Annotated in this window: 13 protein-coding genes; 4 read left to right on the top strand and 9 right to left on the bottom strand. The window is 64.4% G+C overall.

What is annotated here, in order from left to right:
* Window positions 1-95: 95 nt before the first annotated feature.
* From ACLJEU_RS02210 to ACLJEU_RS02200, 3 genes are all read right to left on the bottom strand, one after another.
* Window positions 96-1,841 (bottom strand): hypothetical protein, encoded by a 1,746-nt coding sequence (locus tag ACLJEU_RS02210; protein ID WP_414664708.1) that lies wholly within the window; start codon window positions 1,839-1,841, stop codon window positions 96-98.
* A 44-nt stretch (window positions 1,842-1,885) separates the two neighbouring features.
* The gene (locus tag ACLJEU_RS02205) at window positions 1,886-3,730 is read right to left on the bottom strand and encodes a hypothetical protein (RefSeq protein WP_414664707.1); all 1,845 of its coding nucleotides are present in this window, start codon (window positions 3,728-3,730) and stop codon (window positions 1,886-1,888) included.
* A gap of 253 nt (window positions 3,731-3,983) precedes the next feature.
* A complete protein-coding gene (locus ACLJEU_RS02200; protein ID WP_414664706.1) occupies window positions 3,984-6,011 on the bottom strand; it encodes a sodium:solute symporter family protein in 2,028 nt (675 codons plus the stop codon).
* 261 nt (window positions 6,012-6,272) lie between these two features.
* On the opposite strand from ACLJEU_RS02200, the gene ACLJEU_RS02195 reads away from it, so the two are divergent.
* Complete coding sequence (locus ACLJEU_RS02195; RefSeq protein WP_414664705.1) at window positions 6,273-7,313, top strand: LacI family DNA-binding transcriptional regulator; 1,041 nt, start codon at window positions 6,273-6,275, stop codon at window positions 7,311-7,313.
* 51 nt (window positions 7,314-7,364) lie between these two features.
* On the opposite strand, the gene ACLJEU_RS02190 is transcribed toward ACLJEU_RS02195, so the two are convergent.
* The 5 genes from ACLJEU_RS02190 to ACLJEU_RS02170 all read right to left on the bottom strand — a co-directional run bounded on the left by ACLJEU_RS02190 (window position 7,365) and on the right by ACLJEU_RS02170 (window position 16,113).
* Window positions 7,365-10,712 (bottom strand): TonB-dependent receptor plug domain-containing protein, encoded by a 3,348-nt coding sequence (locus ACLJEU_RS02190; RefSeq protein WP_414664704.1) that lies wholly within the window; start codon window positions 10,710-10,712, stop codon window positions 7,365-7,367.
* A 127-nt stretch (window positions 10,713-10,839) separates the two neighbouring features.
* Entirely contained in the window at window positions 10,840-12,195 is a 1,356-nt protein-coding gene (locus tag ACLJEU_RS02185) for a Gfo/Idh/MocA family protein (protein ID WP_414664703.1), read from the bottom strand.
* Between the two features lie 2 nt (window positions 12,196-12,197).
* Window positions 12,198-13,856, bottom strand: a complete 1,659-nt coding sequence (locus ACLJEU_RS02180) for a pectate lyase family protein (protein ID WP_414664702.1) — start codon at window positions 13,854-13,856, stop codon at window positions 12,198-12,200.
* Between the two features lie 260 nt (window positions 13,857-14,116).
* A complete protein-coding gene (locus tag ACLJEU_RS02175; protein ID WP_414664701.1) occupies window positions 14,117-15,277 on the bottom strand; it encodes a helix-turn-helix transcriptional regulator in 1,161 nt (386 codons plus the stop codon).
* Complete coding sequence (locus ACLJEU_RS02170; RefSeq protein ID WP_414664700.1) at window positions 15,274-16,113, bottom strand: MOSC domain-containing protein; 840 nt, start codon at window positions 16,111-16,113, stop codon at window positions 15,274-15,276. The genes ACLJEU_RS02175 and ACLJEU_RS02170 overlap by 4 nt, the downstream gene beginning before the upstream one ends.
* Window positions 16,114-16,281: 168 nt before the next feature.
* Here ACLJEU_RS02170 and ACLJEU_RS02165 point away from each other — a divergent pair, with 168 nt between their 5' ends.
* On the top strand, window positions 16,282-17,904 hold the full coding sequence (locus tag ACLJEU_RS02165; RefSeq protein WP_414664699.1) for a fucose isomerase: 1,623 nt from the start codon (window positions 16,282-16,284) through the stop codon (window positions 17,902-17,904).
* 109 nt (window positions 17,905-18,013) lie between these two features.
* Here the strand turns inward: ACLJEU_RS02165 and ACLJEU_RS02160 are convergent, their stop codons facing one another.
* Entirely contained in the window at window positions 18,014-19,378 is a 1,365-nt protein-coding gene (locus ACLJEU_RS02160; RefSeq protein WP_414664698.1) for a BNR repeat-containing protein, read from the bottom strand.
* A 340-nt stretch (window positions 19,379-19,718) separates the two neighbouring features.
* Between ACLJEU_RS02160 and ACLJEU_RS02155 the strand changes: the two genes are divergently transcribed.
* Both ACLJEU_RS02155 and ACLJEU_RS02150 read left to right on the top strand, forming a co-directional pair.
* Window positions 19,719-21,416: an HsdM family class I SAM-dependent methyltransferase gene (locus ACLJEU_RS02155; protein ID WP_414664697.1), complete on the top strand. Its 1,698-nt coding sequence runs from the start codon at window positions 19,719-19,721 to the stop codon at window positions 21,414-21,416.
* The gene (locus tag ACLJEU_RS02150; RefSeq protein ID WP_414664696.1) at window positions 21,413-22,099 is read left to right on the top strand and encodes a hypothetical protein; all 687 of its coding nucleotides are present in this window, start codon (window positions 21,413-21,415) and stop codon (window positions 22,097-22,099) included. The genes ACLJEU_RS02155 and ACLJEU_RS02150 overlap by 4 nt, the downstream gene beginning before the upstream one ends.
* Window positions 22,100-22,138: the final 39 nt, after the last annotated feature.

Genomic DNA, 22,138 nt, shown 5'->3' with positions numbered 1-22,138 from the left:
AATAGACGCGAATGAGGACCAAGAGAAAGCGGAGCGGTCGGAGTTGATTTCACCTCCGAAGATCCGCGCCCATTCGCGTGATTCGCGGGAGACATTCAGGGCGCTTTGTTGAGCAGGTACGGCTGGGAGGCCGTCGGGGCGGGCTCGGGTTTGGCGTCCGCCGGCTTCGTCTCGTCGCGCTCGTAGGCCGCGGCCAGCGTTTCAAAACGATCCTTGAGCCCGGCGTCGGTGGAGATCTTCACACCGAACTTGGCCAGCGCCGCCGCCTCCGTGGGGAAGCCGCGTTTCGCCGCCAGCAGCGTGGCCTGCATCAGGAGACCGGTGTCACGGGGAAAACGCCGCACGCCTTCGATCACGACGGCCAGGTGTTCGGCCAGGGGTGGCGCGGCGGACAACGACCACGTTTCGGCGATGAGCGAGTAAACGTCCGCCATCGGCGGCGGCGTCGCGCGCGCGGTGAACAGCGGCGTCAGGACGTGCGTCACCTGATCACTGTTCAGCTGGCTGTTGGCCGCGCCGGCTTTGGGCCGGACTTCGTCGAGCCGCAGCCGCGCCAGCTCGAGGTAGGCGCGTGCGCGATCGACTTTGGCGTTGGACGCCGCCTCGAGAAATTTCCGCGCGCGGTCGTCGTGGCCGGCAAGTTTCTCATCGAGCCCGAGCGCGGCCAAGAGGCGCGGATCGCGTTCGCCGCGCACGAACGGGGCGATGAGGGTGTTGCGGGCCGCGTCGCCGTAGCCGCCGAGCCGGAGCACCTCGCCCTTGATGCGACCGACGTCGGCGTCGGAGGCCTCGCGCAACGCCACCGCCGGCGGTTCGGGCAGCGACTCGCCCTTCTTGGCGCGGTATTGCTGCGCCTTGTACGTCGTGAAGCCGAGGTAGCCGCGCAGCTCGGTGGCGAACTGGTTGTACGTCTTGCCAAAGCACTCCTTGAACAGCTTCTCCGTCGGCTCCTCGTCGGCCAGGCGCTGGACGAACTGCATGAAGGGCCGCTGGTACTTGTTGCCGGTGCCGTAGAGGCAGAAGTGGATGAACGCGTAGCACTGCGCGGACCAGAAGGCGTTGCGGTTCTTCGGGCCGTTGGTCGCGAGCATCTGGCCGAACGGCATCATGGCGCGCTGCGAGAGCATGCGGTTGAAGTCACCGATCTTCTCCGCGCCGAACCCGTCGCCAATCTGCGCAAACGTGATCGTCTTCTTGTCGAATTCCGTGGCGGCAAACAACTGTACGAGTCCCTCCTCGAACCACGGCGGCGCCTTGTCGGCGAGCTGGCGGCGAATCAGGAACCGAAAATAGGCGGCGTAGAACGCACGGTACGGATCGGCCTCGAGCCGGAGATCGTTTTCCACCTGCAGCTCGGTCAGGGCGAAATCGATCACGATCGCGGCACGCTCGGAGTTCTTGAAGAAGAGGCTGTTCTTCCCGTAGCGCTCGATCTCCTGGTCCTGCGGGAGAAACTCCTCGAAGCCCTTGCCGCGTGAGCCGCACAGAATCAGGGCCGTCGGCACCGGCGTGCTCCCCCGCAGGAGCACCGGCATGATCATGTTGATCACTTCCTGCAGCAGCATGAAGTCGCGCACGAAACGCTTCGTCTCACGCTCGGAAATCCGGGAGAGGATCTCGAAGCCGGGAATCTGTGCGTAACGCCAGGATTCCGGCGGCGGCAACAGCCGGCTGTCGGTCACCTCGAACTTCGGCAGTTCGACGACGGGGCCGGGGGCGACGTCGGCGGCGGACGCGTCAACGGCCAGCGCACCGGCGGCCAGGGCGAGCGCGACGGACGCCCGATGCAGCCGACGCCGGAGGCCGGCGGCGGCAAGGGAAGCGCGAAGAGAAAGTGACATGGCGTTCAGGGGTTCAATCGTCGCGCGAACAGAAGCGGTTGAGACTATTTGCGGGCCGGAGCCGCGGGTGACGGCGTCGGCGCCGCAGGGGTCGCCGGGGTCGCGGCGGGCGGGGCCGGCGGCAGCAGGGCCTTGAGATCCTCGAAACGCTTCTTCACCGCGGGATCCGTGCCGATGCGAATGCCGTGATCCGCGAGGGCGTGCGCAGCCTGCGCCTCCCCGGCTTCAGCCGCAATCGCGGCACCCTGATAAACAAGTTTGAGCCGCGTGGGGAAAAGCTGCGCGCCGTCGATCAGCACCATGGCGTCCTCGCGCTTCGGCTTGTCCGCGCTGCGGACCAAGGTGTCGGCGGCGAGATCGTACAGCGCGGGCAGATGCGGCGGCTGGCGGCGGCCGACCTGCAACGGCTCCATGATCCCGGCCACCTGCGCGGTCGAGAAACGGTTCTCGCCGCCGGCAGGTTTCGCCAACGCGTCGGCGTAACGCAGCCGTGCGAGTTCGAGGCAGGCGTCGGCGCGCTTGGTCTTGCCGGCATACGCGGCCTCCAGGAATTTCCGGCCGCGCTCGGGTTCGCCGTTGGCCTTTTCATACAGGCCGAGAGCCGCGAGGAGGTTCGGGTCGCGTTCGCCGCGCTGATACGGCGCGATCAGCTCGGCGCGGGCGCGTTTCTTGTGGTCCGCGAGCACCAGGGCCTCGCCCTTGATCCGACCGATCTCGGACTGCGTCGCCTCGCGGAGCTCGAGCGGCGGCGGCGGGATGATGACGTCCTCCTTCGACTTGTAGATCTTCGACTCGTACACCGTGAAATCGCAGTAGCTGCGGATCTCGAGCAGCATGTCCTTAAAGCTCATTTCCTTGAATGTCCCGTTGCGGCCGGGCATCCGGAAACACTCCTTGAAGACCTGCTCGGTCACCGGTTCGCGCGCGGCGCGCTGGAGCAGCTGGGTGAACGCCTTCTGGTACTTCCCCTTGTAGCCGTAGAGGCACATGTGCACGAACGCGTAGGCCTGCTTGCCCCAGCGGTTGTTGCCGAGGGTGTTGGTCGCCTCGGGCGAGTCGTGTTTCACCGCGAAAAACTTATCCAGCGGCATCAGCGCCTTGCGCCGCAGCGCGGCGTTGAAATCGCGATCCTCGGCCGGTGCGCCGCCAAACGTCGGGGCCTCGGGATCCTCGGCCGTCGCGGCCGCGTTCGCCTCCGCGATCATTGCGCCCTGCACCGAGACGGTGTTCGGATCTTCGAGCTTCGCGAATTCGATGTACCGGCGATCGAACTGCATCTTCATGATGATCTGCGACAGGCCTTCCTCGACCCAGGCCGGGAACCGCGGCTCGCTCTGGCTGAGCAGGTAGCGGACGTACTCGCGGTAGAGCTGCTTGTCGTGCTCGACGGAAACGATGCCGGAATCGGTACCGGTGGCGGCGTCGTTGGAGTTGTCGACGTTGAGGACGTTCAGGGTGGTCGCCTCCATGTCGATGACGATGGCGGTCTGGTTACCCTGCTTCAGGAAGAGGCTGGCGAAGGCGGCGTCCGGCACGTACTTGCCGGCCGGAATGAAGGCGTCGAATTTTCCGCCCTTTCCGCAGATAATCAACGAGGTCACCTGCGAGACCCGCTGCGGAATCGGCCAGACGTGACCCAACGCCTGCCGAAACATGCCGAAGTCACGGAGGAGCCGTTGCGTGGCGCGATCAGAGGCGTTCGTGAGGATCTCGAAGCCCGGGATCGTCGCGTATTTCCACGCTTCGGGCGGCGGCAGTTCGCGGCTATCCGTGACGACAAATTTCGGCAGCTCCACCACCGGTTCGCCCGCGGCCGGCTTGTCCTGCGCAGGGAGCGCGACGCCAACGATAACGGACGCAAGCACACCCCACACTGCTGGCAGTTTCATGAGGGAATGAGACGAGCGCGGAGTGTGAAAGTTGCCGAGACTAAAAAAGACCGGAAACCGGAGTCCGGAGACCGGAAACACGTCGGAAATTGCGGATTTCGGATTGCGGAATGCGGATTTTTCGGAACGCCGTGAATCGGTTTCCGGTTTCCGGTTTCCGGTTTCCGGTTTCCGGTTTCCGGTTTCCGGTTTCCGGTTTCCGGTTTCCGGTTTCCGGTTTCCGGTTTCCGGTTTCCGGTTTCCGGTTTCCGGCTCACGGTCCCGCCGCTGCCAGCGCGAGCAGGAACAGCCCGATGATCGCGGCCGAGAGCGCGCAACACACGACAAAGCCAATCGTGTCGACGCGATCCCACTTGCAGAACTCCCACGCGGATCGAGGAAACAGCTTCGTATGATCAAAGCGCGCGGGATTCCGCCGCGTCTCCTCCATCGCCGCCGCCTCGAGTTCGGGCGTGGCACCGACCGGCGTCTTCATCTTCCCATAAAACTCCGCGACCCGCTTCGGATCGGTCCGCCGCGTGAACAGGCTGACCAGTATCAACACGGCAAACGGGAACAGGCCGTCGAAGAAGAACTGCGCGGTCAGCCGCTGGTTTTTCGTCAGCTCCGCCGCCTTGAGCCCGACGTGGTTCAGCACCCAGAGCTCGAAATTGAACCGGCCGCCGCCGACCAGCGGACTCGTCAGGTCGTTCGGCCGCTGCCGCAGCACAGTCGAAAAGTACACGCCCTCCGGCCGACCCGTGGGTCCGGGCGTGGTCTGCACCAGGGACGCGTGGGTGCTCATCGCCGCCGACCGCGACGCCGTCCACGGAATCACCAGAATCACGAGCGTCGACAGGATGACCGAGGTCCAGACCGCGGCCGACGTCAGCCGCCGCCAGAAATAGATCATCAGCACGGCGGCGCCGAACGGCAGGTTGACCGTAAGCACCAAGTTTACGATCGAGAGGAAATCCCCCATCAACCACGCCGACACCCCGCCGAGCACGAGCACGGCCGCGATGGTGCAGCGGGCATAGAACACGCCCTGCGCCTGCGTGACGTCGGGCCAGATCTGACGATAGACGTTCCGCACGAAGAGCGACGAGATCGCGAGCGCCTTGGCCGCGAGCGTCGACATCGTGCCCGCGAGCACGCCCGCCAACATCAGGCCGATCAGTCCGGGCCCGAGCAGCTTGTTCGACATCGCGCCCCACGCCGAATCGGGATCCGCCAACCCGCCGACACCAAACACCGCCACCGCGATCAACCCGGCAAACGCCCACAGGATGATCATGATCCGCTTCAGGTAATTCCCCGACACGCCGGTCCGCGCCGCGAACTCGTTCTTCGCCGATCCGCAGATGCCCATGTTGTGGCTCAACCCGTGGATCTGCACGAGACTCACGAGCAGGATGCCGGCGAGATTCCACGCCGAAAACTGCGCCGTGCCGCCCGCACCGAAGAGCTTGAAGAAATTGGGCGGCACTTTCTCCGCCAGCATGTGCCAGCCGCCGATCGCGTGAATGCCTGTCGGGATCAGCAGCACGGAAAAGACGATGATCAGGATGCTCTGCAGTCCCTCGTTCACCGCCGCCGCCGCCATGCCGCCGAGCACAATGTACGTACCGACGACCAGCGCGAAGCCCACGTAAAACGCGACGTCGTTCAGCAGCGTGACATAGCTGTGCAACTCGCCGCGCGCACTCTGGTCGCGCAACAGATCGAGCTTCGGCTTCAACTCGGGCGCGAGCGCTCCGGCCGTGAACTCCTTCTCGAGCTTGCGCAGTTCGCGGTAGCCTTCGACCGACGCCCGTTCCGTCACGGTCCACGTCGCCTCGGGCTTCACCACGAGCGAAGCCGCGATCCGGTACGCGACGACATTGCCGAAGCCGAGAAACACACACGCCACGAGAATCTGGAAGAGCGCGTAGAAGAGGCTCAGCCCGCGGCTCGCAAACCGATCCTCGAAGAGATCCGAGACGGTCGTCAGCCGCACGCGGCGAAACCAGACGTTCATGAACCAGAAATAAGGATTCATGAAAACGGTCTGGAACGAAAGCCACGAGCCCGCCGCGCCCTGCTGGAACACGAAACTCGCCGTGCTCACCGCGCCCTGCGGCTCCGTCGCGTTGCCGAAATTCAGGAAGAACTGGTACAGCTTCCCCAGTTTCCGGCCCGCGAGAAAAAAGCCCTCCTCCGAGGCCGTCGCCTTCGCCGCCCGCTGGCCAATCCAGATCACCGCGAGGAGATAGGCGACAATGATGGCGAGATCGAGGACGTGCAGGCTGCCAAAAATCATGGGGCGAAAATCGGGACAAGGGGGCGAGGCGGCCCGACCCTGCGGGCCCGTCGCAGCGCGGGCGAGCACTCTCGTCTCCGGACCGTCAGGCGGAATCCGCAAACGACGATCATTCGTGTGGGCGGGGTGCCCTCACCCCGCGATCGGTCGTAACGAAACGGCTTCGCGCGGGGTGAGGGCACCCCGCCCACAGCGGCACGCTCAATCCAATTACGGTTGCTTTCGGTCCATCCCACTCGAAACGTCCGGACTGTCCGAGCAATGTCCGCCTCCGCCCCCACGCTTCGTTCGCTCGCCAAGGTCCTGGGCCTTTCGCGCACCACCGTGTCCGACGCCCTGCGCGGTTCTCCGCGCGTCGATCCGAACACCGCGCTCCGCGTGAAAAAGGCCGCGCGCGAAGCCGGCTACCGCCGCAATCCGCTCGCCGGCGCCCTCATGTCGGAACTGCGGCGCTCACGCGGCACGGCATTTCGCGGCGTCCTCGCCGCCGTCGATTTCAACGAGCCCGATCGTCCCGACGCCGCCGCGCGTTATCACCGCGAACTGGTCATCGGCGCCGAAACGCGCGCCACGGAGCTCGGCTTCAAGGTCGAGAAATTCTCGGTCGGCCACGCCGGCGTCTCCGTGCAGCGCCTCGACTCGATTCTCCAGTCGCGCGGCATCCATGGCGTCATTTTGCTGCCGGCCTGGGACGAGCCGGATCTGTCCAACCTCGACTGGACGCAGTTCGCCGGCGTGTACACGGACTATATCATCGAGCGGCCGGCGCTGCATTCCGTGTGCTCGGATCACTATCGCTCCATGCTCGCCGCGCTGCAGCGACTCGTGGCGCTCGGCTACCGTCGGCCCGGACTTTTTCTCCAACGGCACCACGACGAGCGGCTGCAATACCGCTGGGGCGCGGCCTTCCGGGCGTTCCAGGAAAACCAGGCCGGCATCCAGGTCGTGCCGCCGCTGGTCGTCGATACGTTCACCAAGGAGGACTTCGTGAAGTGGTTTCGCAAAAACAAGCCCGACGTCGTGCTCGGCCATCACTCGATCGCGATCGATTGGATGGAAAGCTGCGGTGCTGAACTGCCCGCCACGCACGGCTTCGTCTGCCTCAACGTGCTGATGAAAACGCGCCCGTGCGCCGGCCTCGATCTGCAGCCGCGCACCCTCGGTGCGCGCAGCACGGAATTGTTAATCGCCCAGTTGCAGCGCAACGAGACCGGCATCCCCGAGTGGCCCTCGACCACCACGATCCCGGCGCACTGGGTCGACGGACCGACCCTGCGTTCGAGCGCGGGCACGGCCGGATGAAGCTCGTACCCGTAGCTACGAGCGCCAGCGAGTGGCCCCGTTTGCCTCGCCTCACAGATCGAACTTCACCTGCAGGATGAACAGCTGCGGATCGATGATGCGGTAGGCGAGCGGCACGCCGTTCGGATACGCGCCGACGGGCTGCAGCCGGCCGTTCTCGCCGAGATTGCGCACGTTGAGCTGGAAGTTCGTACCAACCTTCTTCGCGAAGAGTTTCGTCCGGTAACCGATGAAGGCATCCGCATACAGGTGCGCCTTGTCATAGATCGGGCGGTTCGGATCGAGCTCGGTGATCGACGCGGGAAACTGCTGCACGCCGTAGTAGCCAATGCCGCCCTTGTCCTCCCAGCGCAGCGAGCCGCCGACGTTGAAGTTCTTCAGCCACCGGTGATCGGTGATCGCCGCGAGCTGGAAGTTCGTCGCGAATTTTGCGCGATAACGCCGGATCTGCGGGTTGGCCTTGCCCTGCTGCTGCAGGATGATCTTCAGCGGCGTCTCGACATTGTTGGTGAACGTCTGGAGCGGCGTGGTGCCGCCATAGCTCGTGTTCCACCACAGCGTGTTCGTGCGCGGATCGCGCACCGTCGTCCAGATCGGCATGCGCCGCGCAATCCACTCGGTGGTCGAACTGGACACGTTCGTGTTCGTCGTCTCGGTGTCGGTGAGCGATCCGGAGATCGTCCAGTAACGCGACGGGTTGAGATTGATCTCGATCTCCGTGCCGCGCGATTCGACGTCCTGCGTGGCCGAGATCCCGGGATCGGGCAGCGCAAGTTCGTCCTGCTCCTCGATGGAGAGACCGGTCTGCCGCGCGACTTCGGTCTGGATCTGCGCCGAGGTCCACGTGGGATTCGCCGCCGTCACCCACGCGCGCGCGTTGTTCACGAGCTGCCAGTTGTCGTTCTGGAACACATCGAGCCGCAGCACGCGCTGCGCGATTGTCGCGGCGTCGCCATTGCGCGTCTTGATGCGCTTCGCCTCGAAGCGATTCACGCGCACCACCACCCGGCCGTCGAGCAGGTTCAGCCAGAAGCCGAAGTCCTTCCCCTCGCCGCGCGTGTTCGGCAGCTGATTGCGAAACACATCCTGCTGCGGCCCCTGCGGAATGAAGCTGTCCGACTCGTTGTAGGTAAGCGTGAGGCCGTTGAGGATCTGCGCCACCGCGCCCGTCACGCCGCCCGCGCGCGCCGTGCGATTGACGCTCTCGAGATTGCGAAACGGCCGCACCACTCCGCCCGCCGTTTTCGTGCGCCCGGAGTTGAACGCATAGTCACCAGACGCCCACGCGTTCATCGCCGCGTAGTCGTAGTCGCGTCCGTCCGCCGAAAACAGCCGCGGCTCCGCGCCCCGCTTGTCGTAAATCTTGTCTTCGCGCACGCCGAAGGTCGTGACCACCCGACCGTCGAGAAACAGGCTCTGAATCACGCCGCCCGTCGTCTTGTTGTTCTGCATCGAATTGTTGCCGCCGCCGCTGTTGTCGGTCGTCGGCAGCTGATCGATCCGCGCCGCCTCGCGCTGAATGGCTCCGGTAGCCGCATTGCCCCACACGTATGTCGCAGGGCCGTAGTTGAAGGTGCTCGGCGCATAATCGGCGTTGGTGCCGTTCGCATCGCCGATGTAATAACGGAAATAGCCGCGGGTGCGCGCGGGCGACGCCGCCGGCCCGCCGGTGACAGCGCCCGAGTTGGTGCGGTTGACACTGGCCGCGAGCCACGGGTGATCCGACGCCAGCACGTCGCGATAACTGTAGCGCCGCGTGATCGCGTAACGGAATTCGTCGTACACGCTCACCTGGTGCAGCCCGAGCCAGCGCAACGCGTTCTTCTCCTGCGTGAGGTCGAGCTTGTAGGCCAGCTGGCCGCGATAGGTTTCGCTGCGCCCGGGAATCCACTGCGTGAGCGGACTGTCGAGGCCGACATACGGCCGGCCGAAGAACGGATTGACGGAGCCGTCGAGCAGCCGCGCGTTGACGTCGACCAGGATCTGGCTCGAGGGCCCGGTGCCGTAGATATTCCGCTGAAACCGCATCGAATCCTCGCGCAACCAGTCCGCCTGGCCGACCAGCAGCTGCCGCGGCGTGTTGAAGAAGATCTGCTGGAGCTGCACGTAGGCGACCTGCGTGCGATCGACCAGCCGGTTCATCGCGCCGAGATTGATCTCGGAATAGTCGTAATACGTCTTGTCGCTCAGCGAGGGCGTGGTGGTGAAGAGCGGCTGACTCGAGAACCGTCCGGACGCCACGCCGGCCGCCGGACTCGGGGCGAGATAGCGATTGCTGCTATTGTTCGCGAGCGGCGTGTTGGCCGAATTGCCCGTCGGCGCGGTCCAGTAGGCGACGGCGCCACCGTCGACGAACACGTAGCTCCGATCATTGCCGGAGAACGAACGCTGGAAAACATCCGGGATATTGTTGTCGCTGGTGATCGCCGTCGTCGTATTCGCGCCGCCGTTACCGTACGTGACATCGCCGATGCGATACGTCTGCGTGACCGGATCCCACGCGGGGCGACCACGCTCAATCCAGTAGGTGATGCTGTCGCGCGGCATCAGCGAATTCGGCCGGTTGCCGTTCATCCGGTAGTACGAGTACGACGCGTTCACGGTCGTGGTCTTGAACGGCTGGAACTTTACCATGCCGTTGTAGCGCACGGTGTCGGTGCCCGACGGCTTGCGCACGAACGCGTCGTGCTGGAACGCCCCGCTCACGCGCAACGCGAGCCGGTTTTTGAGGAGCACGCGGTTCGCATCGAGATCGAAGCGGTAGCCGCCCAGGTTGTCGGCGCGCGTCGTGACCTGCGTCTTGTCCTTGGAAAAATTCGCCGCGGCCGGAATCAGGTTCAGCGTGCCGCCGGGACTGCCGAGGCCGAAGACGTTGGCGTTGGGCCCGCGGCTGATCTCGATGCCCTCGATGTTGAGCGGATCGACCGGCGTGAGCCCGGACATGCCGATGTTGCCCATCGAGATGTTGGCCGAGCCGATGCCGCGCACGCGATTCGCGCCCCGCGGGTTGTTCATGACGTTGTCCGCCACGTGGCCGTTGTTGTTGACGGCGAAGTCGGTGTAATCGCCCGTACCCTCGGTGCTCGTCGAGTAGAGAAACACGTCGTTGATATCGAGCATCGCGAAGTCCGACATCTGCTCCTTCGTCACCACGGTGATCGCGGCCCCGAGGTCCTCGAGTTTCGAGTTGAGCCGCGTGCCCGACATGGTGTTGCCCGCGAAATACCCCTTCGTGTCGGCGACGACTTCGAACGGGCTCAACTGCACGGGCGGCTTCGTGTCGTCAGTCGCAGCCGACGCCGTGGCGGCGGGACTGGGCGCGACGGTTTGCGCTCGCGCGAGCGCGGCCAGCATCAATGCACACGTCGTGGCACGAGGGAAAAACGGGGTAGGTTTCATGGGGTAGATAGCAGGTCACAAACAGTGGGCGGTCCCGCGGCGGCGGGATCACCCCGCTGCCGAACACATCGAACACGAACGAACTGCGGGGTGAAGGCACCCCGCCTACAGCAACCGAACGGAAGACTCAGACGTTGGCCATCGTGCGGTCGGCGAGGTGCGGCACCTCGAACCCCTTCCGATACTCGCGCGTCAGCTGCGCGTTCAACGCACTGTCCTTGAATCGCTCTGTCTTCGGATCGAACTCGAGCGACCGGCCCGCGCGGAACGCGAGATTGCCGAGGTGGCAGTGGACGCACGAGTGGTGCGCTTCCATGGGCGACATGGGCAGGTCAGCGGGGTTGCGCGAACGAATCGCGCGGAACCAGCGCATGAAGCGATCGACCTTGGGTGGCAACGGCGCGTCCGCGGGCACCGGGATCGCCTCGCGCGGGCCGCCCTTGATTTCCTTGTAGCTGAAGAAGCCCTTGCTCCGGACGTACATTCCCTTCGTGCCGAAGAAACTGTTGCCGCAGTTGCCGCCCATCGCCTCTTCGAACGACCCGAGATTGCGGACCTCGAAGGTCATGATCGTGCCGTCGCCGTACGAAAACGTCGTCGCCTGCGTGTTCGGCGTCTGGCCCGCGTCATCCATGCCGAACCGGCCGCCCGCACTATAGACACTGATCGGCAGGCCGCGGTTGTGCCCCCAGCACGCGATGTCCATTTCGTGGACACCCTGATTGCCGATCTCGCCGTTGCCGTAATTCCAGAAGTAGTGCCAGTCGTAGTGCACGTGGAGGCCGGGCTTCTTGCGCTTGGTGTTGATTTGAAACGGCTGCTCCTGCGCCGGTCCCTGCCACAGCGTCCAGTCGAGATGATCGGGCACCGGGCCCGGCTGGCCCAGACCGATCGGCGCGCGGTTGCCGTTCTTGTACACGTAGCCGCGCGACTCGACGATCTTGCCGATGAAGCCGTCGTGAATGAGCTTCATGTCGCGGATCAGCGTCGCATCGGAGCGGCTCTGCGTGCCGTGCTGCACGATGCGATTGTACTTCTTCGCTGCCGCCGCGACCTGCCGGCCCTCGAAGATATTATGCGACATCGGCTTTTCGACGTACACATCCTTGCCCGCCTGACACGCCCAGATGCTCGCGAGCGCGTGCCAGTGATTCGGCGTGGCGATCGTGACGGCGTCGATTTCCTTGTCCTGAAACGCCTCGCGCATGTCCTTGTACAGCTTCGGCGCCTTGCCCTGCGCGGCCTTCACGGTCTCCGCGCCCTTCGCCCGGACGTTGGCGTCGACATCGCACAGCGCGACGTACTCCGCCTCCGCCTTCATCCCCAGGATGTCCTTGATGTGGCTGCCGCCCTGGCCGTTGAAGCCGATCGTGCAGAGGCGAATCCGGTTGTTCGCCCCGAAGACGGAGCCCTGGGCTTTCATACCCGCAACGATGACGGCGGCCGAGGTGGCGCCGATGAAATGTCTGCGCGTGAGGTTCATGGTCAGATGGGGTTCGAAACAGGAACGAGGGAGTTGAGGTAGATTTCGAGATGCGTGTAGCCGCTCTTTTCCAAGCGGGGACCGTCGGTGGGGTCGCGGGGATCCAATCCGTGAGCGCGCTCCCATTCGTCGGGCATGCCGTCGTGATCGGAGTCCACCGGCACCGGCAGGGAACGCAACTCCGGCCAGCCGCCGACATCGCGTTGCGAATCGATGAGGCCTTTCCCACCGCCCTTGTAGCTGGCGCCAAACGACGCCGTGCCCGTGCGCACCTCCTCGACAATCCGACGATCGACGGCATCGCGCACGAGCGAGCAGCCGGCTTGCGCGAGGACGAGATCGTACGCGACCTCGGCCGAGTGCGTGGTCACCGGCGCCACCGCAAAAGGTTGGTTCACGCGCAACGTGGCTTGGGTGGCCTCGCCGTCGGGCGCGAAGTCGACGCCCTTCCAGTTGTCGGCCGTAATCGCGGGAAAGCCGTGCACGACATTGCCGGCGAGAAACATTTTCCCGCGTGGATCTTTTTGCAGGAAGATGCGGTGGCGGACTTTTTCGTCCGTGGCGGGCCCGGCCTTGTAGGTGTTGTTGATCCAGTTGCGCGGCCAGAGCTCGCCGCCGTAGGCGCTGTTGAAGCCCCAGTTGTAGACCACGTTGTTGCGGTAATCGAGCAGACCGGAGTCCGCGTTGCCCGACGCGCGCGGATTGCGGCTCGAGTGATGCGCGAGGAGATTGTGGTGATACGAGCCGCCCGGCCCGCCCCAGAGCCCGCCATAACCGTGCGAGCCTTTCTTGTGCAGCGATTTCGTCAGGCTCTCGGTGACCATGCACCATTGCACCGAAAGATTGGACGCCTTGTTGATCGAGAACGTCTCGTCGACGCCCCAGCTCACCGAACAGTGATCGACCACGATGTGATCGCCCTGCCCGCCGAAGCCATCCTGCTCCTTGGCCTTCTCGTCGCCCGGACGAAACCGCACGTAGCGGATGATCATGTGCTGCGTATCGAAATTGAACTGATAGTTCTTCACGCAGATGCCGTCGCCGGGCGCGGTCTGGCCCGCGATGGTCAGGTAAGGGTTCCGCACCTTCAACTCCGACTCGAGCGCAATGGTCCCGGACACGCGAAACACCACCGTGCGCGGTCCCGTGGCCAGACACGCCGCGCGAAAACTTCCCGGGCCGCTGTCGTTCAGGTTCGTGACCTCGATCACCCGGCCGCCGCGTCCGCCGATCGTGTACTTGCCGAAACCTTCCACGCCGGGAAACGCCGGCGCGCGATCGGGCCGGAGCTGGGTCAACGTCACCGCGCGCGCGCGCGCATCGACGCTCACCTCGCCCCGCCAGCCCGCGGGCCACACCACCCGCTCGAACTGGCCGGCCACCGCCTCCACGCCGCCGCCGAACAACGGCAGCACGGAATGCTCGTGCGGCTGGATGCGACCGCTGAAACGGACTTCGAGCGTCGTGCCCGCCAAATTCCAGCGGCCGGAGGTGACGGGATTGAGCACGGCTGAATCGGTGACCTCGAACACCAGCCGTTCACTCCCGGGCTGCGGCACCGCGACCGGATCCGGTTTGCGCGCCGGCTCCGCCGCGCAGCAGACGTCGGCCGCGAAGAACGCCAGCCAGCACACGCACGCGAATCGGGGTGGGATACGCACCCATCGAGCATAACACGCCCGCGGCGGACAACAATGCGACAAAGGTCGCAATCGGACGGACGCGTGCGGCCGGCTCCACGGACCGGCCGAGCTCCATCCGACAAGCGTGGCTACGAGCGCCAGCGAGTGGCGGCTCCCTGATGGACGCGTCGTATCCCGCCGCACCTCCGGCACTTCGTTCGCCACTCGCTGGCGCTCGTAGCTACAGCCCGAGAAAGGGACGCGGCGGACGATGCCATCCGCGCTAGTGCCGGTGTCGACTAGCGCAGCCGCACGAGCAGCTGGCCGCGGCCGGACACGCCGCACTTGCGATAGATTGAGGTGAGCTGCCCTTTCACCGTCTTGACGCTCTTCCGCAGCCGCGCCGCGATTTCCTCGTTGCCGAGGCCCTCGCAGACGCCGCGCGCGATCTCGCGCTCGGCCACCGTCAGGCCAGCCAGCACCGATTGCGCCGGCAGGCGATCAGCCGCAGGCGCGTTGTCCTGGTTTTCAAGATACACCACGAACCCCGGAAAGGCCGGGCGGTCCTGCTGGTTCACGTGCAGGCGGACAGACGCCCTGAGTCCACGCTGCGTCGGATGTTCGACCGTGAGCGCGTCGCCCGCGCGCCCGTTGCCGCCGGACTGGCGCGCGAGCCAGTCAGCCTTCAGCGAGGCGCAGGCCTGGAAAATTCCCGGCGGAATGAAGAACGCCGCGCGCGGCTGGTAGGCCCGCGCGGTCTTCGCGCCAAAATTCCACACCGCGCAGAGATCGAGCGCGGCGTGATTCACGTGCAGCGGCGCCATGTCCCAGTTGAGAAACATCAGGGCAAACGGCAGGTGCTGGTTGAACTCCTCGAGGCAGCGCCGGCGCGCGCGTTCCTCCTCGAGCGCGAGCAGGCGGTTCAGCACGGTCTCGATGTGCGGATGCACCGCTTCCAGGAACTCGACCTCGCCCGCAGTGAAATCGCCCTGCTCGCGCGTGCGCCGGATCGCGATCTGCGAACCGACCTGCGCGCCGCGCCAGTACAACGCCACCGCGAGGTGATGCCAGCCGTTCGGCGCGAGGAATTCACGGAAGAACGGCGTGCGCTGCAATTCGCCGAAATCCGGCACGACATCGGACAGGCGGTAGAGTTTGATCTTCCGCGGCTGCGAAAGGACGAACTGCGGCGTCATGTCGACCTGCCGGCGCTGGTGAAACCACGATGTCGACCGCCGCGCGTTGGGCGTCGCGAGAATCTGCGCCGCCTGCCACGACGTCGCGAAATCGAGGAAGTTGAGGTAAACCACGAGCGCATCGTACGGCGTGGTCCCGCTCAGCAACGCCTGCAGCGCCGTCCAGAACTGTGGAATGTCCTCCGCCGCGTGCAGCCGCAACAACTGCCCCTCGACCTGCGGCCCGCCCTGCAGCAGGCCGTGGCTTTGCCGCGTTGCCCTCATGGGAGCTCGACGCGATCGCCCACCTTCACCACGCCCGCCTTCGTCTCGTGGATGAGGTTCTGCCCGAAATTCACGTTCGTCGGATCGCCCGCATCACGCCGGTAAACCGCGAGCGTGCGCAACGGCTCGATCCCGCGCACCGCCGTGCGTTGATCCACCGTGGTCACGGTGCAGCGCGCGCACGGACCGCCGGCGCGGAAGACGACATCACCCACGCGGAACTGTTTCCAGCCGTCCTCCGCGAACGCCGCCCCGCCCGCGACCACCAGGTTTGGCCGGAAGCGATCCATCGGCAGCGCTTCCTCGCCGCGCGCGATCAGCCGGTCGTTCAAATCGGCCAGCGTCGCCTCGCCGATCACCAAAAACGGATACGCATCGGCAAACGACACCACGTCGCCCGCGCGCGCCTTGCCCGGCTTGGCCAACGGCCGCACGTAATCGGGCCCAATGCGCACGAGGCCGCACGCCACGCCGAGAAACTCACTGAGCCACGCCGCGACCGGCGCCCCGCAATCTTCGGCGATCAGACCGCCGCTGCTCCACACGCTGACCTCGCGCCGCGCGGCCGCGGGGTCAGGCGCGCGGCGCACGGTGACAACCCCGCCTCCCTCGGTCGAAAGCGTGAGTGTGTCCGGCGACAACGCCGTCGTGATCAACGCCAGCCGCGGATGCGTGCGTTGAGTGAGGAAACGTCCCGCCGGATCCACGATCAGGAAACGCCGGTCACCCTCGAAGCCGAGCGCATCGACCCGGGCGCTCGTCACGCTCAGTCCGCGCAGCGCCTTGACCGGGTAAATGAAAAGACCCGTGACGGTGATCGGCGGGAGTGGCGGCATTGCTTCATTCGCTCCGCTCGGGCGCGGCGTCGCAATCGGAAAACAGCCCGCCGCCGCGCCGGGCGTCACCCCTTCGGGCGGCGCGGCGGAACCTGGCGGCGCAGCGCATTCTTGCATTCTCGTTCTTGCCGGCCGATTTCCGCTCGCTCACCGTCGGCCATCTCCCCCATGGCAAAATCCAAGACCGTCCTTCTCGTCGCCAGCGGCGACCTTCGTCAGTCCGCCAACGAAACCTGCTGGCCCGCCCAGCACGCCATGGAGCAGGCGCTCGGCGCCGCCGTGGCGAAGCTCGGGGGGAAAATTGTACGCGCGCATCCGTACAAGCCTGCAGTGAAGCACGGCTTCATCGGTTCGCAGAAGGAAGGCATGGCCATCTTCGCCGACCTCGATCCCCAGGCCCCGCTGATCGTGGCCGAGGCCGTGTGGCAATACTCGCATCACGTGCTCGCAGGCCTGATCTCGCACCGGGGCCCGATCCTCACCGTCGCGAACTGGAGCGGCACCTGGCCCGGCCTCGTGGGCATGTTGAATCTCAACGGTTCGCTGACGAAGGCCGGCGTGAAGTACTCGACGCTGTGGAGCGAGGACTTCACCGACGCACCTTTCATCGCGGGCCTGAGGTCCTGGCTCACCACTGGCGTCGTCAAACACGCGACCACCCACGTGCGTCCGCTCGCCGACGCCAAGGTCCCCGCCAAGGCCCGCAGCATCGCCAAACTGATCGCCGCCGATCTCCGCCGCCGGAAGTCGATCATGGGGGTGTTCGACGAAGGCTGCATGGGCATGTTCAACGCCATCATTCCCGACGAACTGCTGTTTTCCACCGGCGTCTACAAGGAACGGCTCTCGCAATCCGCGCTCTACGCCGGCGCCACGCAGGTGGACGACGCGGAAGCCAGCACGGTGTACGACTGGCTGCGGAAAAAGGGCATGCGGTTTCACCTCGGCACCGACGAGGCCACCGAACTCACCGCGCGCCAGGTGATCTGGCAGTGCAAGACCTACATCGCGGCACTGCGCATCGCCGATGAGTTCGGCTGCGAGACGATCGGCATCCAGTATCAACAGGGCCTGAAGGATCTACTGCCCGCGAGCGACCTGGTCGAGGGCATCCTCAACAACAGTGACCGGCCGCCGGTGAAGAATGCCGCGGGCAAACTGATCCGCCCGGGCCAGCCGATGACGCATTTCAACGAGGTCGACGAATGCGCCGGCCTCGACGGCCTCTTCACGAATCGCGTGCACACCGCGCTCGGCCAGCCGGTCGAGAACACGCTGCACGATCTCCGCTGGGGCGCGTACGACGCCAGCGGCACGACCGATGAATACGTGTGGGTGTTTCTGATCTCCGGCAGCGCGCCGCCCGCGCACCACATCGGCGGCTACAAGGGCACCGACTCCCTGCGCCAGCCGCCGATGTATTTCCGCCTCGGTGGCGGCACCGTCCGCGGCATCGCGAAGCCAGGTGAAATCGTGTGGAGCCGCATCTTCGTGGCCGACGGCAAACTCAAGATGGATCTCGGCCGCGCCAAGGTCATCACGCTGCCGCAAGCCGAGACCGAACGCCGCTGGAAGGAAACGACCGTGCAGTGGCCGATCATGCACGCCGTGACCTACGGCGTGAGCCGCGACCAGATGATGGCCCGCCACAAGGCCAACCACATCCAAGTGGTGTACGCGCACTCGGCGAAGGAAGCCGATCTCGCGCTTTACACCAAAGCCGCGCTCGCCGCCGAACTCGGAATCGAAGTCTGCGTGTGCGGGACCAAGGCGGACGGCAAGGCGTTCTGAGCGGGATCGGTTTCTTTGGGACTGTTTCCCCTGGACCGCGACCGCCCTCGGTCGCTTTTAGAATTCAGCGACCGGGGGCGGTCGCGGTCCCAGGTCCACTCCCACTCCTTCACGAACCCACATTCGTCGCCGCCGGCACCTCACTATCCGGCAACTCATACAATCGCAGCTCCGTCGGTGGCGGCGCGATCTCGCGCGGCTTGTCGCGATTGCGGCCGAGCGTCTCCCAGCGCAGGCCCCAGCGGCGGCCGTCCGCGCGCGAGATCACCGACTGCACTTCCATCCCGGGAACCGTCGACTGCGCGTGACGAAACGACGCGGGCAGCGATGACGGCGTGGCGGGCAATTTCTCGATTCGCTCCAGCGTGTCCGCCCGCAGCCGCCACCGCCCCGCCCCGGCCTGCTTGGTTGAGAAATCCACCACAAGCGATCCGTCGTGCTCCAGCCGCGGCGGGCCCAGCTTGACCTCGCCGTCGATCGATCCACCGCCGGCAAACGCCCACTGGAAATTCCAGTCGCTCATCGGGCGCACCGCCCAGCCGCGCTGGCCTTCGTTCGGTCGCGCCACGTACGCCTGGGACTTCCGGTTCGCGTCGTAACGGTGATACACCACGACCGGCCGCTGTTGTGCGTCAAAGCCCAGGTTGAACGTCATGTTGATCAGCCCTTCACCGGGTCTGGCCGCGTCGATGATATCACCCGTCGCGAGCACGATCGGCAGCGCGATCGGCTCGCCGCGACTGTTCTCCCAATGGACGAAATCGCGGCTGCGCGCATACGAGAGTGAGTGATTCGTCGCGCAGTCTGGCGTCTCGCGCCACATCCACACCAGATGAAACCGCCCGTCCGGGCCAAGCGTGGGCTCGATCGCATAAGCATTGCGCTCGCCCTGGCCTTCGAGGAGCGGCGTTGCGATCATTCGGCGCCAGGCGCGCGTGCCGGGATCATAGATATTGTAGAGATCACTGCCATTGCCGCTGCCGCCATCGCGGTAGCGGAAAAGAAGATCGCCGGCGGCGTTCTTGAAAAACACCGGATACGTGCAGCGCGTCTCGCGCTCGCCGGTCATGCGATCAAGCCGCTCGAGCGTCTTGAGATCGAACGGCAGCCGCGTGCGGTAGTACACCAGCGGATTCGCATGCATGTTGCCGGAGAGGTGCAGGCAGCCGTCGCGATCGAGCGCGAGCCGCAGGGTGTTGTGGCTGTCCCAGCCCGTGACATTCGAGGTGCGTTTGCCAACCGGCACGCCCGCGGGCTGCACGCGCGTCCACTTCGCGTCACCGAGCCTGCGGCCGGCGACCGTGATGCGGCGCTCCGCATCGTAGTAAGCAACGAACTGATACCCGCGTTCGGTGAGCAGCGCGAAACCCACCGGATGGCCCGACCACACGCGGTCGAGAAACTCGCCCTCGGCCGCGACCACGCGCACCGGCAACAGGAAGGCGAGGACCAGACACCAGATTCCGGGTTTCATGGGGCGCCATCCGTATCACCGCCCGGCCGCCGAGGCGCGCCGAAACACTGTGCAGATCTTGCGAAGCCTTCCCCGCGCCGACCCAAGCGGGACGGGATTACTCGGAATGGATCTGGCTCCACTCCGCGTAGCTCGTCACATCCGCCAAGACGCCGACAGGTTGAAGTTGATCGACATCGTCTGGCCGGGATAAGGGGAGCACGCACGTCGAGCTTCGAGTCACAGGGATAGTCCGCTTTGCCTCGAATCTCCACCTGCCTCCGTTTTAGTCACCCAGTTGGCCTCTTTTTATTGTATCAGCGGAACTTGCCAAGCCTGCGGACTCCCTCAATCAACGTGCATGGGCAGCAATCTCCTTCCTGTACTCAGCCCTAACGCCGAAGCTCGTAGCGATGCAAAGGCGTTCGGCGCCTACTACACTCAAGAAGCAGTGGCCCGTTTCCTGGTGCGATGGGCGGTTCGTTCGTCAACTGATGCCGTTCTGGATCCGAGCTCAGGCGGTGGCATTTTCTTGGCCACAGCAGCGGATCGCTTGACAAAGCTGGGAAGGCGCCGCGAGTCCCAAGTTTTCGGGGTAGAGCTGGAGCCAACCACTCACGCCGAGACCTCGGTTCGAATCGAAGGCAGATTCGGGATCTCGGCGAAGCACATGATCTGCAGGGATTTTTTCGCGATCGATCCGGCGGAAATGCCGCGCATGAACGCAGTCGTCGGCAACCCACCCTTCATCCGCTATCAGCGCTTTACCGGAAGCGATCGCGAGCAGGCGATCAAGCGTGCAGCCGTGCAGGGCGTCAAATTGCCGAGGCTAGCCAGTTCGTGGGCAGCGTTCGTTGTTCACAGCACAGCGTTTCTTGCAGAGGGGGGACGTCTTGCGATGGTGTTGCCGATGGAACTCGGGCACGCGTCTTACGCCCGACCTATTCTGGCATTTCTCGCCCAAAATTTTTATCGACTTCAACTCATCACATTTCAGCGAAGTCTATTTCCGCAGCTGAGCGAAGACACCGTTTTACTGCTGGCGGAGGACCGGCGTCGATCAGATGGCCGGTTGGCCGACGCACGTTTGTACGATCTCGAAGGACCCGAAGCGTTGGACACTTTTTTTCCCGCGCGGAACACCGGTGTGGATTTGACAGGCTTCTTTCGCGGAAATCACCGCCTCACCGAATTTTTCCTGCCAGAAAACATCCGTGAACTTTACGCCCGGCTACAAGCGGTCGGAGTCGCACGGCCTGTGGGCGAATTTGCCGATATCGGTATTGGATATGTCTCGGGGAGAAACGATTTTTTCCATCCATCGTCTGATGTACTCAAAGTACACAAACTACCCCCACGGTACCTGCGCCGGGCAGCACTCAATGGTGGAGCGCTTAGAGGATTGGAATTCACCGAGGCCGACTGGTCCGAAGCATTCGCAAAGAGGCACTCTGGAAACTTGCTTTACCTGCCGGCTGAGGGAGTGTTGCCGGATTCTGTCGCTGGCTATTTGGAGCTTGGTCGCGCGCAAAAGGTACACGAAGCCTATAAATGCCGTGTACGAAAGTCATGGTATGCCGTGCCGCACGTCTACGTGGCGGATGGATTTTTAACTTATATGAATGGTGCCCAGACTCGGCTGGTCGCAAATGCCGCGTCAGCCGTGGCTCCGAACACGCTCCATTTGGTTCGCCTGCACCCGAAATCAAAACTTGGGATCTACGATCTAGCCTCACGTTGGCTTTCCTCTCTCACTCAAATGAGCGCGGAAATCGAAGGCCACGCGATGGGCGGCGGCATGTTAAAGCTGGAACCAAGAGAGGCAGAAAGCGTGATCGTCCCGTGCGGGCAACGTGCGGAGCCTTTGCGCCCGGAGACGGCCACCGAGTTCGATGTGAGACTTCGTCATGGAGAATTCGCAAAGGCGCGGGAGTTGGCAGACGAGCTGTATTTGCGAGCCGAGCTAGGTCTCTCGGCGAAAGAATGCGCCGCTCTGCAAGTGGCCGCGTTGACCTTGCGAAATCGCCGCACGCAAAGAAAACGTTCTGCCCTTCCATGAGTCTACTCGATGCGGTGATCGCCGCTGGCATCATTCCCGACGATATCGCGCCGAGGGAAACAAAAAAGGCCTACGCCGAGACGCTCTCGCGCAAGTTGGCCGAAGAACTAGCCGCAGGCCTCAGGGAGGTCGGCTTTTCAAACATGAAGCCGTTTCCTGGAGAACCCGGTGAAAAGGAATTTCATGGCGGACTGGGTAGCAAAAAGGTCGACGTAAGCTATTCCGACGAACAACACGGTCTAATTTTTGCCGTTTCGGTGAAGTCGATCTGTTTTGCTCCGTTTGGAAAGAATTTAAAGAACCGGTTCGGCGATCTTTGCACTGAGGCTATCGGCCTTCATATGAGATTTCCGTATGCTACCGTCTGCATGCTCTTCGCGTTCCCAGAAGCCTCCGATGCCGATCATACGCCTCGCCGCACCCGCTCAACCTTTCGCCGGGCAGCCCGATTGCTCGCCACAGTTAGCGGGCGCGAAGACTACACTGACGCCGGCGAAAAGTTCGAGTTGGTGACATTGCTGCGATTTAAACCGCTAACTGCAGCGGGCCTTCCACCAGAGGTGTCACTGATCGACGCAAAGACCGAGGCGATCATTTCCGAAAAGGAATATTTCGTACGACTCTTGGAGTTGCACGATATTCGAAATCCCCACGCCCCGATTGCGGAGGGTTTGGACGAATAGGCGGTGCGGCCCGAAGGGGAGCAGGTCGGTACGTGCATT

The sequence above is a fragment of the Terrisphaera buseokensis genome (genome assembly GCF_047521145.2).
Taxonomy (GTDB): Bacteria; Verrucomicrobiota; Verrucomicrobiia; order Opitutales; family Opitutaceae; genus ER46.
This window is presented reverse-complemented; position numbering and strand designations above follow the sequence as displayed.

Coding starts and splice junctions, on each gene's coding strand:
- ACLJEU_RS02210 (WP_414664708.1), bottom strand. CDS start 1,841: ATGTCACTTTCTCTTCGCGCTTCCCTTGCCGCCGCCGGCCTCCGGCGT.
- ACLJEU_RS02205 (WP_414664707.1), bottom strand. CDS start 3,730: ATGAAACTGCCAGCAGTGTGGGGTGTGCTTGCGTCCGTTATCGTTGGC.
- ACLJEU_RS02200 (WP_414664706.1), bottom strand. CDS start 6,011: ATGATTTTTGGCAGCCTGCACGTCCTCGATCTCGCCATCATTGTCGCC.
- ACLJEU_RS02195 (WP_414664705.1), top strand. CDS start 6,273: ATGTCCGCCTCCGCCCCCACGCTTCGTTCGCTCGCCAAGGTCCTGGGC.
- ACLJEU_RS02190 (WP_414664704.1), bottom strand. CDS start 10,712: ATGAAACCTACCCCGTTTTTCCCTCGTGCCACGACGTGTGCATTGATG.
- ACLJEU_RS02185 (WP_414664703.1), bottom strand. CDS start 12,195: ATGAACCTCACGCGCAGACATTTCATCGGCGCCACCTCGGCCGCCGTC.
- ACLJEU_RS02175 (WP_414664701.1), bottom strand. CDS start 15,277: ATGAGGGCAACGCGGCAAAGCCACGGCCTGCTGCAGGGCGGGCCGCAG.
- ACLJEU_RS02170 (WP_414664700.1), bottom strand. CDS start 16,113: ATGCCGCCACTCCCGCCGATCACCGTCACGGGTCTTTTCATTTACCCG.
- ACLJEU_RS02165 (WP_414664699.1), top strand. CDS start 16,282: ATGGCAAAATCCAAGACCGTCCTTCTCGTCGCCAGCGGCGACCTTCGT.
- ACLJEU_RS02160 (WP_414664698.1), bottom strand. CDS start 19,378: ATGAAACCCGGAATCTGGTGTCTGGTCCTCGCCTTCCTGTTGCCGGTG.
- ACLJEU_RS02155 (WP_414664697.1), top strand. CDS start 19,719: ATGGGCAGCAATCTCCTTCCTGTACTCAGCCCTAACGCCGAAGCTCGT.
- ACLJEU_RS02150 (WP_414664696.1), top strand. CDS start 21,413: ATGAGTCTACTCGATGCGGTGATCGCCGCTGGCATCATTCCCGACGAT.